Consider the following 13,346-nt stretch of genomic DNA (forward strand, 5'->3'; position numbering starts at 1 on the left):
AAACGCCCCACTAGGGGGCGTTTTGAGTGGTGTTATCCACAGTGCAAGTTACGCCTCGGCTTTTTTCGTCGCCGCTTCGATCTTACGCGTGATGTACCACTGTTGTGCAATCGACAGGCAGTTGTTCACAACCCAGTACAGCACCAGACCCGCCGGGAACCACAGGAAGAAGAAGGTGAAGATGATTGGCATCATTTTCATGACCTTCGCCTGCATCGGATCCGGAGGCGTCGGGTTCAGCTGCTGCTGGATGAACATGGTTGCGCCCATGATGATCGGCAGAATGAAGAACGGATCCTTGATCGACAGGTCAGTGATCCACAGCATGAACGGCGCCTGACGCATTTCCACGCTTTCCAGCAGAACCCAGTACAGCGACAGGAAGACCGGCATCTGCACGAGGATTGGCAAGCAGCCGCCCAGTGGATTGATCTTCTCTTTCTTGTACAGCTCCATCATGGCTTGCGACATTTTCTGCCGGTCATCGCCATGTTGCTCTTTCAGCGCAGCCAGTTTCGGAGCCACGGCACGCATGCGCGCCATCGATTTGTAGCTGGCGGCCGACAGCGGGAAGAAAATCCCTTTGATCAGCATGGTCAGGAAGATGATCGACCAGCCCCAGTTACCGACAATGGCGTGGATGTGTTGCAGCAGCCAGAAGATTGGCTGGGCAATGAACCACAGAATGCCGTAGTCGACGGTCAGTTCCAGACCTGGGGACAACTCTTTCAGCACAGCCTGGCTTTTCGGACCGGCGTACAGCACAGCGCTGGTTTCAACTTTCGCACCTGGAGCAGCGGTTAGAGTAGGACCGGTGTAACCGATGATGTAGTTGCCTTTGCTGTCTTTACGGGTCTGGACGATATTGTTTTCGCCCTTGGCCGGAATCCACGCGGTCACGAAGTAGTGCTGCAGCCAGGCTACCCAACCACCGGTGACGGTTTCCTTGAGCTGCGCCTTGTCCATGTCCTTCATCGACACTTTCTTGTACGGCTCGGAACTTGTCCACAGGGCAGCGCCCAGGTAAGTCGCGGTGCCAGTAGCAGTGGTCGACGAAGGATCAGCGCTGGCATCGCGCTTCAACTGGGCAAACATTGCGCCGTTCCAGGGCTGAGCGCTCTGGTTATCCACAATGTAGGAGACAGCGACGTCGTACAGGCCACGTTTCAGGGTGAAACGCTTGATGTAGTTGACGCCGTCCTTGCTGAGTTTCAGGTCAACAACGAGTTGATCCTGACCGTCAGCCAGTTGGTAAACCTTCTTCTCCGAGGAATAAACCGGACGACCGGCCGGGTTTGCATCCGGGCCGTTGGTACCGATCAGACCGCTTTGCGCCAGATATACACGTTCGCCGCCGTTATCGAACAGCTGGAACGGAACGTCAGGACGATCCTGACGACGTGGATACAAAGGCAGAGTCAGTTGCGCAACGTCGCCACCCTGCGGATCGATCGCCAGATCGAGCACATCGGTCTTGACCTGAATCAGATCCTTGCTGGCGGCGACCGGCGTTTCGGCAGGTGCGCTGGTATCGCTGGCGGCGCGCGGAATATCGTCACTGGCGGCATTTGTGCCAGTGGCGGTGTCCGGCAAACCGGATGTAGTCGTACTGGAAGCAACATTCTGAGTCGGCAGGGCAGCCTGGCCATAATCCTGGTTCCATTTAAGAACCATGACGTAGGACACGATTGCCAGGGCGACGATCAGGATCGTGCGTTTGATATCCATGATTACTCGGCCATCGAAGAAGAACGGGAGGTAGGGACAGGTGGAACCGGGTCATAACCACCGGGATTCCACGGATGACAGCGACCTAAACGACGAAAGGTCAGCCAGCCACCGCGCAGAAGGCCATGATTTTCAATGGCTTCATACGCGTAGCAGGAACAACTGGGGTAGAAGCGACAGTGGCTGGCCATTAAAGGACTAATGGCATAGCGATAAAACTGGATCGGAACGAGGGCCAGTTTACGCATCGGTACTGTCTACCCCTACAGTTTCGGTTTTGACTGCCGGAACGGGCTTGTTGCGTGCCAGACGCTTCCAGAGTTTGCCGAAATGCTGAATCAATTCGGGGTTTTCTACATCACCCAAACCTTTACGCGCGACGATAACGATGTCCCAGCCGACCAGTGAATCCTGGTGCAGACGGAACGATTCGCGCATCAGACGTTTGAGGCGATTGCGCTCAACGGAGAGCTTTACGCTCTTTTTCCCGATAACCAGCCCGAGACGGGGGTGATCAAGATCGTTGTTGCGTGCAAGGAGCAGGAGATTTTTCCCCGGAACCTTGCCGGTAGGGGAGTCAAAGACTGCCTTGAAATGCCGGGGGGTAAGCAGACGCTTTTCCCGACTGAAGTCCTGACTCACCTCCAGTACCGGATTATCAAACTGCCAGACGCGCACGACCTTTGGCGCGACGACGCGACAGGACTGCGCGGCCGTTCTTGGTAGCCATGCGAGCACGGAAACCGTGGGTACGAGCGCGTTTGATAGTGCTTGGTTGGAAAGTACGTTTCATGTCGTGTTACCTGGTTCGTCCACAACGGGCCGGAATGGCCCCCGTTTTAAGAGACCGGGGATTCTAGAGAAAGCAAGCCTTCAGGTCAATTTCCAACCAGCGTTTCCTTATAAATAGATCCGGGCAGGTTTTTAGCTTGAACGCCTGTCAGCCAGATATAGAAATAAAGAAGGGAATTATTTAAAGCTTTTCTGTAAAGCTTGTAAAAGCTAGGCACGCCATCTTCTGTGGATAACTGCCATGAAGCCTCATTCCACGGGATGTACAGAGAATGACAACTACAGTGGAAAACCGTGTTCAGCCTGTGCTGCGCTATCGGATAAGCTGTGTGTGGAATGGCCTGTTATCCACAGGCTGGTTCTCCACCGGGTTTAGCCCCCAGTTGTCCAGTGCCCTCAGAGGCATTTATCCACAGGGCTTATTCACATGCCGTTGGTCGCCTTTTAATGCGTTAACGCGTTGATAAATGATGGTGACGAACCTACCTGCATGTGGATAAGTGAATCGCTCGCCGCTACAATGGCCGCTTGTTTTTGCCTCACCGGCTTTCAACTTAGGGGATATCCGTGTCAGTGGAACTTTGGCAGCAGTGCGTGGAGCTTTTGCGCGAAGAGCTGCCTGCCCAACAATTCAACACCTGGATCCGTCCACTACAGGTCGAAGCCGAAGGCGACGAGTTGCGCGTTTACGCACCGAATCGTTTCGTGTTGGACTGGGTCAACGAAAAGTACCTGGGCCGCGTCCTTGAACTGCTGGATGAGCACGGCAATGGCTCGACGCCAGCGCTGTCCTTGTTAATAGGCAGCAAACGCAGCTCGGCACCTCGCGCCGCACCCAATGCACCACTGGCGGCCGCGCAGGTTGCTCAGGCGCAGGCCAATAATGTGCCAGCGAGCAATCCGGCACCGACGCCAGCCCCTGCTCCGGCCAAGCGTTCCACACAAAAAGCCGCTGAAGTCAGTGAAGAGCCTTCCCGCGACAGCTTCGACCCGATGGCGGGCGCTGCTTCGCAGCAGGCCCCGGTTCGCGCCGAGCAGCGCACCGTGCAGGTAGAAGGTGCGCTCAAGCACACCAGTTACCTGAATCGCACGTTCACCTTCGAAAACTTCGTTGAAGGTAAATCCAACCAGCTCGCCCGTGCGGCGGCCTGGCAGGTGGCGGACAATCCCAAGCACGGTTACAACCCGCTCTTCCTTTATGGTGGCGTCGGCCTGGGTAAAACCCACTTGATGCACGCGGTGGGCAACCATCTATTAAAGAAGAATCCGAATGCCAAGGTCGTGTACCTGCATTCCGAGCGCTTTGTGGCCGACATGGTCAAGGCGTTGCAACTGAACGCCATCAACGAATTCAAGCGTTTCTACCGGTCGGTGGACGCCTTGCTGATCGACGATATTCAGTTCTTCGCTCGCAAGGAGCGTTCCCAGGAAGAGTTTTTCCACACCTTCAACGCGTTGCTTGAAGGTGGTCAGCAGGTCATTCTCACCAGTGACCGCTACCCGAAAGAAATCGAAGGCCTTGAAGAACGCCTCAAATCCCGCTTCGGCTGGGGCCTGACCGTGGCTGTCGAGCCGCCGGAGCTGGAAACCCGTGTAGCGATTCTGATGAAGAAGGCGGATCAGGCCAAGGTCGATCTGCCGCACGACGCCGCATTCTTTATCGCCCAGCGCATCCGCTCCAACGTCCGTGAGCTGGAAGGTGCGCTGAAACGCGTGATCGCCCACTCGCACTTCATGGGCCGCGACATCACCATCGAGCTGATCCGCGAATCCCTGAAAGACTTGCTGGCGTTGCAGGACAAACTGGTCTCTGTGGATAACATTCAGCGCACCGTCGCCGAGTATTACAAGATCAAGATTTCCGACCTGCTGTCCAAGCGCCGTTCGCGCTCGGTGGCTCGTCCGCGTCAGGTCGCCATGGCGTTGTCCAAGGAACTGACCAACCACAGCCTGCCGGAAATCGGCGATGTGTTTGGCGGCCGCGACCACACCACCGTGTTGCACGCCTGCCGCAAGATCAACGAACTTAAGGAATCCGACGCGGACATCCGCGAGGACTACAAGAACCTGCTGCGTACACTGACCACTTGATGAACACCAGCGCAGCTTATTAAGGCAAGGGACTAGACCATGCATTTCACCATTCAACGCGAAGCCCTGTTGAAACCCCTGCAACTGGTCGCAGGCGTCGTCGAGCGCCGACAGACCTTGCCGGTACTGTCCAACGTGCTGTTGGTCGTCGAAGGCCAGCAACTGTCGCTGACCGGTACCGACCTGGAAGTCGAGCTGGTCGGTCGTGTGCAACTCGAAGAGCCGGCCGAAACGGGCTCGATCACCGTGCCGGCGCGCAAACTGATGGACATCTGCAAGAGCCTGCCCAACGACGCGCTCATCGACATCAAGGTCGACGAGCAGAAGCTGGTGGTGAAGGCCGGCCGTAGCCGCTTCACCCTGTCGACCCTGCCGGCCAACGACTTCCCGACTGTTGAAGAAGGCCCGGGCTCGCTGACGTGCAGCCTGGAGCAGAGCAAACTGCGTCGCTTGATCGAACGCACCAGCTTCGCCATGGCCCAGCAGGACGTGCGTTACTACCTCAACGGCATGCTGCTGGAAGTTTCCGCTGGTGTGATCCGCGCCGTGGCCACCGACGGACACCGTCTGGCGATGTGCTCGATGCAGGCCGATATCGGTCAGCCGGATCGTCATCAGGTGATCGTGCCGCGCAAAGGTATCCTCGAACTGGCGCGTCTGCTCACCGAGCCGGACGGCAATGTCAGCATCGTCCTTGGTCAGCATCACATCCGCGCCACCACGGGCGAGTTCACTTTCACCTCGAAACTGGTCGACGGTAAATTCCCCGATTACGAGCGCGTCCTGCCGAAAGGTGGCGACAAACTGGTACTCGGCGATCGTCAGGCATTGCGTGAAGCCTTCAGCCGTACGGCGATTCTGTCCAACGAGAAGTACCGCGGTATCCGTCTGCAACTGGCCAGCGGTCAGTTGAAGATCCAGGCCAACAACCCGGAGCAGGAAGAAGCGGAAGAAGAAGTGGGCGTTGAGTACAACGGCGGCTCGCTGGAGATCGGTTTCAACGTCAGCTACCTGCTCGACGTGCTGGGCGTGATGACCACCGAGCAGGTTCGCCTGATCCTGTCCGACTCCAACAGCAGTGCGCTGGTGCAAGAGTCCGACAATGACGACTCGGCTTACGTTGTCATGCCGATGCGTCTGTAATCAGCTGATCCTGAATGTCGTTAAGTCGTGTTTCGGTCACCGCGGTGCGCAATCTGCACCCGGTGACCTTCTCCCCCTCCCCCCGCATCAATATTCTTTACGGCGCCAACGGCAGCGGCAAAACCAGTGTTCTGGAAGCCATTCATCTGCTGGGGCTTGCCCGTTCGTTTCGCAGCACGCGGCTGTTGCCGGTCATTCAGTACGAACAGCTCGCCTGTACCGTATTTGGTCAGGTTGAGCTGGCTGAAGGCGGACACAGTGCGCTGGGGATTTCTCGCGACCGTCAGGGCGAGTTCCAGATTCGCATCGATGGCCAGAACGCCCGTAGCGCTGCGCAGCTGGCGGAGATCCTGCCGTTGCAGTTGATCAACCCGGACAGCTTCCGTCTGCTGGAAGGCGCGCCGAAGATTCGCCGCCAGTTTCTCGACTGGGGTGTGTTCCACGTTGAACCGCGTTTCATGGCCACTTGGCAGCGTTTGCAGAAGGCGCTGCGCCAGAGAAACTCCTGGCTGCGGCATGGTACACTTGACGCCGTTTCACAAGCGGTTTGGGACAGGGAACTGTGCCAGGCCAGCGCTGAAATCGATGAATACCGCCGCGCTTACATCACAGCCTTGAAACCGGTCTTCGAACAGACCTTGAGCGAACTGGTTGAGCTCGAGGGTTTGACGCTCAGCTATTACCGAGGCTGGGACAAGGACCGCGAATTGAGCGCCGTACTCGCCGGTTCCGTTCAACGGGACCAGCAGATGGGGCACACCCAGGCCGGACCGCAACGAGCTGATTTGCGTCTCAGATTGGGCGCACACAATGCCGCGGACATCCTGTCCCGGGGTCAGCAGAAGCTTGTGGTCTGTGCACTACGGATTGCCCAAGGGCACCTGGTCAGTCAGGCCCGTCGCGGACAGTGTATTTATCTGGTGGATGACTTGCCGTCCGAGCTGGACGAGAGCCACCGTCGCGCGCTGTGCCGCTTGCTGGAAGACTTACGCTGCCAGGTGTTCATCACCTGTGTAGATCACGAATTACTGAGGGAAGGCTGGCAGACGGAAACGCCAGTCGCTTTGTTCCACGTGGAACAGGGCCGTATCACCCAGACCCACGACCATCGGGAGTGAAGGCATTGAGCGAAGAAAATACGTACGACTCAACGAGCATTAAAGTGCTGAAAGGCCTGGATGCCGTACGCAAACGTCCCGGTATGTACATTGGTGACACCGACGATGGCAGCGGTCTGCACCACATGGTGTTCGAGGTGGTCGACAATTCGATCGACGAAGCCCTCGCCGGCCATTGCGACGACATCAGCATCATCATCCACCCGGACGAGTCCATCACCGTTAAAGACAACGGTCGTGGCATCCCGGTAGACGTGCATAAAGAGGAAGGCGTTTCCGCCGCTGAGGTCATCATGACCGTCCTCCACGCTGGCGGTAAGTTCGACGACAACTCCTACAAGGTTTCCGGCGGTCTGCACGGTGTAGGTGTGTCGGTAGTGAACGCACTGTCCGAAGAACTGGTCCTGACTGTTCGCCGCAGTGGCAAGATCTGGGAACAGACCTACGTCCACGGTGTGCCTCAGGCACCGATGGCCATCGTTGGCGACAGCGAAACCACCGGCACCCAGATCCACTTCAAGGCTTCCAGCGAAACCTTCAAGAACATTCACTTCAGCTGGGACATTCTGGCCAAGCGCATTCGTGAACTGTCCTTCCTCAACTCCGGTGTCGGCATCGTCCTCAAGGACGAGCGCAGCGGCAAGGAAGAGCTGTTCAAGTATGAAGGTGGCCTGCGTGCGTTCGTTGAATACCTGAACACCAACAAGACTGCGGTCAACCAGGTGTTCCACTTCAACATTCAGCGTGAAGACGGCATCGGCGTAGAAATCGCCCTGCAGTGGAACGACAGCTTCAACGAGAACCTGTTGTGCTTCACCAACAACATCCCGCAGCGCGATGGCGGCACCCACCTGGTGGGCTTCCGTTCGGCACTGACGCGTAACCTGAACAACTACATCGAGCAGGAAGGTCTGGCGAAGAAGCACAAAGTCGCCACCACCGGCGACGACGCCCGTGAAGGCCTGACCGCGATCATCTCGGTGAAAGTGCCGGATCCGAAGTTCAGCTCGCAGACCAAAGACAAGCTGGTGTCTTCCGAAGTGAAGACTGCGGTCGAGCAGGAGATGGGCAAATACTTCTCCGACTTCCTCCTGGAGAACCCGAACGAAGCCAAGCTGGTAGTCGGCAAGATGATCGACGCCGCCCGTGCCCGTGAAGCCGCGCGCAAGGCCCGTGAGATGACCCGCCGCAAAGGCGCGCTGGACATCGCCGGCCTGCCGGGCAAGCTCGCCGACTGCCAGGAAAAAGATCCGGCGCTGTCCGAACTGTACCTGGTGGAAGGTGACTCCGCGGGCGGTTCTGCCAAGCAGGGACGTAACCGCAAGACCCAGGCGATCCTGCCGTTGAAGGGCAAGATCCTCAACGTCGAGAAAGCGCGTTTCGACAAGATGATCTCTTCCCAGGAAGTGGGCACGCTGATCACCGCGCTGGGCTGCGGCATCGGTCGCGAAGAGTACAACATCGACAAGCTGCGCTATCACAACATCATCATCATGACCGATGCTGACGTCGACGGTTCGCACATCCGCACCCTGCTGCTGACCTTCTTCTTCCGTCAGTTGCCCGAGCTGATCGAGCGTGGCTATATCTACATCGCCCAGCCACCGCTGTACAAGGTCAAGAAAGGCAAGCAAGAGCAATACATCAAAGACGACGACGCCATGGAAGAGTACATGACGCAGTCGGCGCTTGAAGACGCAAGCCTGCACCTGAACGAAGAAGCCCCGGGCATTTCCGGTGAAGCGCTGGAACGTCTGGTCAACGACTTCCGCATGGTCATGAAGACGCTCAAGCGCCTGTCGCGCCTGTACCCACAGGAGCTGACCGAGCACTTCATCTATCTGCCGGCCGTCAGCCTCGAAACTCTGGGCGACCACGCAGCGATGCAAGAGTGGCTGGCCCAGTATGAAGTTCGCCTGCGCACCAACGAGAAGTCCGGCCTGGTCTACAAGGCCAGCCTGCGCGAAGACCGTGAACGTGGCGTCTGGCTGCCAGAGGTCGAACTGATCTCCCACGGCCTGTCGAACTACGTCACCTTCAACCGCGACTTCTTCGGCAGCAACGACTACAAAACCGTGGTCACCCTGGGCGCGCAACTGAGCACCCTGCTCGACGAAGGCGCGTACATCCAGCGTGGCGAGCGCAAGAAAGCCGTTACCGAGTTCAAGGAAGCCCTCGACTGGCTGATGGCCGAAAGCACCAAGCGCCACACCATCCAGCGCTACAAAGGTCTGGGCGAAATGAACCCGGATCAGCTGTGGGAAACCACCATGGACCCAAGCGTGCGGCGCATGCTGAAGGTCACCATCGAAGACGCCATCGGCGCAGACCAGATCTTCAACACCCTGATGGGTGATGCGGTCGAACCTCGCCGGGACTTCATCGAGAGCAATGCACTGGCGGTTTCCAACCTGGATTTCTGATCCTGATTGCTACCCGCTCATGAAAAACCCCGGCCAATGCCGGGGTTTTTTTGGCCTCACTCATTCCCAGTGCCGACACTCTCCAACCGATACCCATACCCATAAATAGTCAGCAACTGCCAACCCCGATCCGCTGTCAGCCCGAGCTTGTTGCGCAATCGGTAGATATGCGTGTCGAGCGGCCGCGAGGAAGTCGTCTCTTCGTTCGGCCAGAAGCGCTCGTACAGATAATCCCGCGACAACGGTCGACCCAGGTTGCTGAACAGACACCGCGCCAGGCGGTATTCGCGTTCGGTCATGAGGATCGGTTTGCCTTCACGGGTGACGGTCAGTTCGGCGTCGTCGAAAGTCAGATCATGGAACGTCTGTACTTCGCCCGCCGCGCTGCGCGGTTGGCTATGCCGACGCAATACCGCTGCCACCCTCGCCTTCAACTCATTCGGGCGAAACGGCTTGCTGACATAATCGTCGGCCCCGGCATTCAAGGCTTGAACGATATCGCTCTCGCCGTCGCGGCTGGTGAGCATGATCGCTGCCGGTGGCGCGTCCATGTGTTCGCGGGTCCAGCGCAGCAGTGCCAGGCCCGTGAGATCAGGAAGTTGCCAATCGAGAATCAACAGGTCGAAGGTTTCCCGGCGCAACTGGCGCAACAAGTCTTCGCCGCGCTCGAAGCTGTGCAGTGACCACGGCTGTTCGCCCGCTTCGGCCATTTGCTCCAGGGTTTGCTCGACCCGGCGCAGTTCGGCGGGTTCGTCGTCCAGAATGGCAACGCGCATCGGCGGTGTTCCTTATCGCTGGGGCTGGGATGTCGACAATAGCGACTCCCCGGCCGCGATGAAAGAAGCAGCCCGTCGTTGGTCGACGTCCGCTATGATTCTTCGGGTCTACGCCTCAGACCTGAGACCTATGAAACCATTCCCACTGCCCTGCCCTGTGCCTCATGCATAACACTCAACGCCGACGTGAAAGTCGTGAGCCGAGCCAGGTCCAGCGTCTGTTCCGCCGGCTGGTGCGCGAGTGGTTGTGGATAAGTCTAGTGCTGTTGCCGCTGACTGCCTTGTTGTCTTATCGCGCCCAGATCAATCTGCACAATCCGTCGCCAGCGCCCGGCGCGCTGTTGTCCGTGGCGATGGTCGCCGGTGTGCTGGGATTATTGCTGTGGCGGCCGCGTTGGGCGCTGTGGGTCACCTTGATCGGCATGGCCTGTGCGCTGATAGCCAGCGCCCTCCTGGCCGAAGTCCGCTACTGGTGGTCGCCAACGCCAGCAGCCCTGGGGATGTTGTTCGGTTACCTGATCTGGAACTGGCGACGCCTGAGCGTGGTGCTGACCTACTTCGGCTGGGAGCTGGCACGTCTGGACAGCGAACCGAAAGTCTTCCCTGAACGCCGCCGGACCCGCTTCACCGGTGCCGACCGTTTGCAGGGCCAGATCATGGCGCTCGAACAAGCGATGAGCCGCACCCGCGACACCCGGAGGTTCATTGCCGATGGCCTGGAATACCTGCCGGTGGCGACGCTGATCAGTGATCCGCTGGGCAAGATTCTGCTGGGCAATCGCAAGGCGCGCGAACTGTTCGAAGATTCGCTGGTGGGCGATGACGTACTCGAGCAACTGGCGCGGCTCGGCTATCCGGAATTATCCACAGCGCCGCGACCGCCGCTGGCCACCCTGCCGCTGCTGGAATTTCGCGATCACAAGGAACGCAGTCTGCGCCTGGAAAGAGCGGCGCTGCTGCCGGTCGACGGCGACACGCCGATCGGTTGGCTGCTCAGCCTGACGGACTTGAGTGCCGAGCGTGCGGCCGAGGAGCAGCGCGGCGTCCTGCTGCGTTTTCTTTCTCATGACCTGCGCGCGCCCCATTCGGCGATCCTCGCCCTGCTGGATGTGCATCGTCATCAGGCCGGCGCTGATGCGCCGTTATTCGAGCAGATTGAGCGTCAGGTGCGCCGCGCACTGGATCTGACCGATGGTTTCGTCTTGTTGGCGCGGGCTGAGTCCGAGACCTACCAGTTCCGCCCGACATTATTCGCGATGCTGGTATTGGACGTCCTCGATCAGGCCCTGCCCATCGCCCAGCAGAAACGCATCGAGATGCTCAACGAAGTTGATGAGGAATGTCAGGAGCGGCTGATTCTGGCCGATCAGGGATTGCTGACTCGCGCCCTGTTCAATCTGCTGGAAAACGCGATCAAGTACAGCCCGGCAGACAGCACGGTGCAACTGACGGTCAGCTGTGATGGGCAGTGGCTGCGCTGCGAATTGTCCGATCAGGGCAAGGGCATTGCCGCCGATGAATTGCCTGACCTGTTCAGCCAGTATCGGCGTTTCTCCTCCGCCCAGGGCATCGACGGTGTGGGCCTGGGTCTGTCGATGGTCAAAGCCGTGATTGATCATCATGGCGGCACAATCGAGTGTCGCAGCGTGGTCGACGCGGGAACCACATTCCGCATCGATTTGCCGCTGATTTCTGAATGAAAAAGAGGCACAAAAAAACCGGCTATAACGACCGGTTTTTTTACATCCGAATAAAACTTATGCACGGATTTCGTTCAACTTATCGATTTAAAAATATCGATGAAAATCAATAAGTTACAAAACGATCACGGACTTTTGAAGCAAAAGCGTACACAGGTTATCCACAAAATTCAGACAGCCAGTTGATCACTCGCGGCCGGTGCCTGTGGCGCCGGTGGCAGCGAGCCCATATCGCGCTGGGTCTTCTCGTTCCACGCCTGCACACGGTCATTGAGATCAGCGATGGCGCGCGGCCCGCTGCCTTCGGCATACATCGGTTCGCCAATGACCACGGTGATCACTCCGGCCTGTTTGCCCCAGCCGATTTTTGGCCAGAATTTGCCGGCATTGTGTGCAATCGGCAGCACCGGAAGCGCCGCATTCACCGCCAACGCGCTGCCACTGCGGGAGAACTTCCCAACGGTGCCGTAGGGGACTCGTGTGCCTTCGGGAAAGATCAGCACCCAGACGTTGTCCTTGAGCAGCTCGTCGCCTTTGGCCGCAACTTGTTTGAGCGCTGCCTTCGGGTTGTCGCGGTCGATGGCGATCGGGCGCAGCATGGCCATGGCCCAGCCGAAGAACGGCACGTAAAGCAATTCGCGCTTGAGTACTTGGCTCAATGGCGAGAAATAAGCGGAGAGAAAGAACGTCTCCCATGTGCTCTGGTGGTTCGATTGAATCACGCAGGGCCGGTCCGGCACGTTCTCCGCGCCTTTGATTTCGTAGCGGATGCCAAGGAACACCTTGGTCAGCCACAGGGCGCAACGGCACCAGTACACGTTGATGAAACGATAGCGCGCCTTGAAGGACAGAAACGGCGCGATAAAAAAGCTCAGGCTGCACCACAGCAACGCTGTTGTGCCCAGCAGCAGGTAGAAAAGAAAGATTCTGAAGGCCCGCAGTATCGACATGGCGACGGTTACCGTTACGGGGCAATGCCCGACTGTTCAAGCGCACTCCCGAGCAATCCCTGGCCAGGAAATTCAGAAGTACTCTAGTTGTGGATAAGTTCTGCGGCAATCGCCGCCAGATCGTCAAAAATCAGGGTGCCAACCGGCAAGGTTTTGCCCTGAGTCTTTTCGCCTTTCCCGGTCTTCACCAAAACTGGCTGTGAATCGACGGCTTTGGCGGCCTCCAGGTCACCAAGGCTGTCGCCGACGAACCAGACGTTGGTCAACGGCACCGTGTAATGCTCGGCAATGGCTTTCAGCATTCCCGGTTTCGGTTTGCGGCAATCGCAACCTTCGTCCGGGCCATGCGGGCAATACACGATCAAACCGACTTCACCGCCCTGCTCCGCGACCAGCTCGCGCAGGCGCGCGTGCATGGCCTCGAGGGTGGCGAGGTCGTAATAGCCGCGAGCAATGCCCGACTGGTTGGTGGCCACCGCCACCGTCCAGCCGGCCTTGCTCAACTGCGCGATCGCTTCGATCGAGCCGGGCAGCGGAATCCACTCCTCCACCGACTTGATGTAGGCATCGGAGTCGTAATTGATCACGCCGTCACGATCGAGAATCAGCAGTTTCAACAGCAATC

Annotated in this window: 12 protein-coding genes; 5 read left to right on the plus strand and 7 right to left on the minus strand. The window is 58.2% G+C overall.

Going from position 1 to position 13,346, the window contains the following annotated elements; translation table 11 throughout:
* Window positions 1-48 precede the first annotated feature (48 nt).
* From yidC to rpmH, 4 genes are read right to left on the minus strand one after another with little or no spacing between them, the layout of a single operon-like run.
* Window positions 49-1,728: a membrane protein insertase YidC gene (gene yidC / locus D8U82_RS24670; protein WP_123441917.1), complete on the minus strand. Its 1,680-nt coding sequence runs from the start codon at window positions 1,726-1,728 to the stop codon at window positions 49-51.
* 2 nt (window positions 1,729-1,730) lie between these two features.
* Entirely contained in the window at window positions 1,731-1,976 is a 246-nt protein-coding gene (gene yidD / locus D8U82_RS24675) for a membrane protein insertion efficiency factor YidD (RefSeq protein WP_027901580.1), read from the minus strand.
* Window positions 1,969-2,370 (minus strand): ribonuclease P protein component, encoded by a 402-nt coding sequence (gene rnpA / locus D8U82_RS24680; protein WP_024014946.1) that lies wholly within the window; start codon window positions 2,368-2,370, stop codon window positions 1,969-1,971. The genes yidD and rnpA overlap by 8 nt, the downstream gene beginning before the upstream one ends.
* A 16-nt stretch (window positions 2,371-2,386) precedes the next feature.
* On the minus strand, window positions 2,387-2,521 hold the full coding sequence (gene rpmH / locus D8U82_RS24685; RefSeq protein ID WP_003213577.1) for a 50S ribosomal protein L34: 135 nt from the start codon (window positions 2,519-2,521) through the stop codon (window positions 2,387-2,389).
* 566 nt (window positions 2,522-3,087) lie between these two features.
* Between rpmH and dnaA the strand changes: the two genes are divergently transcribed.
* Genes dnaA through gyrB form a run of 4 tightly spaced genes read left to right on the plus strand, consistent with a single transcriptional unit; the run spans window position 3,088 to window position 9,295 of the window.
* Window positions 3,088-4,611, plus strand: coding sequence for a chromosomal replication initiator protein DnaA (gene dnaA / locus D8U82_RS24690; protein ID WP_130903171.1), 1,524 nt, complete (start codon window positions 3,088-3,090; stop codon window positions 4,609-4,611).
* 39 nt (window positions 4,612-4,650) lie between these two features.
* Window positions 4,651-5,754, plus strand: coding sequence for a DNA polymerase III subunit beta (gene dnaN, locus D8U82_RS24695; protein ID WP_016772390.1), 1,104 nt, complete (start codon window positions 4,651-4,653; stop codon window positions 5,752-5,754).
* A 14-nt stretch (window positions 5,755-5,768) separates the two neighbouring features.
* On the plus strand, window positions 5,769-6,872 hold the full coding sequence (recF, locus tag D8U82_RS24700; protein ID WP_016772389.1) for a DNA replication/repair protein RecF: 1,104 nt from the start codon (window positions 5,769-5,771) through the stop codon (window positions 6,870-6,872).
* A 5-nt stretch (window positions 6,873-6,877) separates the two neighbouring features.
* Window positions 6,878-9,295 (plus strand): DNA topoisomerase (ATP-hydrolyzing) subunit B, encoded by a 2,418-nt coding sequence (gyrB, locus tag D8U82_RS24705; protein WP_024014948.1) that lies wholly within the window; start codon window positions 6,878-6,880, stop codon window positions 9,293-9,295.
* A 56-nt stretch (window positions 9,296-9,351) separates the two neighbouring features.
* Here gyrB and D8U82_RS24710 read toward each other — a convergent pair whose 3' ends face one another.
* Window positions 9,352-10,071, minus strand: a complete 720-nt coding sequence (locus D8U82_RS24710; RefSeq protein WP_024014949.1) for a response regulator transcription factor — start codon at window positions 10,069-10,071, stop codon at window positions 9,352-9,354.
* A 164-nt stretch (window positions 10,072-10,235) separates the two neighbouring features.
* Here D8U82_RS24710 and D8U82_RS24715 point away from each other — a divergent pair, with 164 nt between their 5' ends.
* Window positions 10,236-11,771 (plus strand): HAMP domain-containing sensor histidine kinase, encoded by a 1,536-nt coding sequence (locus D8U82_RS24715; protein WP_130903172.1) that lies wholly within the window; start codon window positions 10,236-10,238, stop codon window positions 11,769-11,771.
* A gap of 170 nt (window positions 11,772-11,941) precedes the next feature.
* Here D8U82_RS24715 and D8U82_RS24720 read toward each other — a convergent pair whose 3' ends face one another.
* The gene (locus D8U82_RS24720) at window positions 11,942-12,721 is read right to left on the minus strand and encodes a lysophospholipid acyltransferase family protein (protein WP_071173920.1); all 780 of its coding nucleotides are present in this window, start codon (window positions 12,719-12,721) and stop codon (window positions 11,942-11,944) included.
* 83 nt (window positions 12,722-12,804) lie between these two features.
* The gene (gmhB, locus tag D8U82_RS24725; RefSeq protein ID WP_162999871.1) at window positions 12,805-13,344 is read right to left on the minus strand and encodes a D-glycero-beta-D-manno-heptose 1,7-bisphosphate 7-phosphatase; all 540 of its coding nucleotides are present in this window, start codon (window positions 13,342-13,344) and stop codon (window positions 12,805-12,807) included.
* Window positions 13,345-13,346: the final 2 nt, after the last annotated feature.

It is taken from the genome of Pseudomonas sp. Sample_23 (assembly GCF_004307595.1).
Lineage (GTDB): Bacteria > Pseudomonadota > Gammaproteobacteria > Pseudomonadales > Pseudomonadaceae > Aquipseudomonas > Aquipseudomonas atacamensis.

Excerpts from the sequence above, each read along its gene's own strand:
- rpmH (WP_003213577.1), bottom strand. The coding sequence starts at position 2,521 with ATGAAACGTACTTTCCAACCAAGCACTATCAAACGCGCTCGTACCCAC.
- recF (WP_016772389.1), top strand. The coding sequence starts at position 5,769 with ATGTCGTTAAGTCGTGTTTCGGTCACCGCGGTGCGCAATCTGCACCCG.
- D8U82_RS24715 (WP_130903172.1), top strand. The coding sequence starts at position 10,236 with ATGCATAACACTCAACGCCGACGTGAAAGTCGTGAGCCGAGCCAGGTC.
- D8U82_RS24710 (WP_024014949.1), bottom strand. The coding sequence starts at position 10,071 with ATGCGCGTTGCCATTCTGGACGACGAACCCGCCGAACTGCGCCGGGTC.
- yidC (WP_123441917.1), bottom strand. The coding sequence starts at position 1,728 with ATGGATATCAAACGCACGATCCTGATCGTCGCCCTGGCAATCGTGTCC.
- dnaN (WP_016772390.1), top strand. The coding sequence starts at position 4,651 with ATGCATTTCACCATTCAACGCGAAGCCCTGTTGAAACCCCTGCAACTG.
- D8U82_RS24720 (WP_071173920.1), bottom strand. The coding sequence starts at position 12,721 with ATGTCGATACTGCGGGCCTTCAGAATCTTTCTTTTCTACCTGCTGCTG.
- yidD (WP_027901580.1), bottom strand. The coding sequence starts at position 1,976 with ATGCGTAAACTGGCCCTCGTTCCGATCCAGTTTTATCGCTATGCCATT.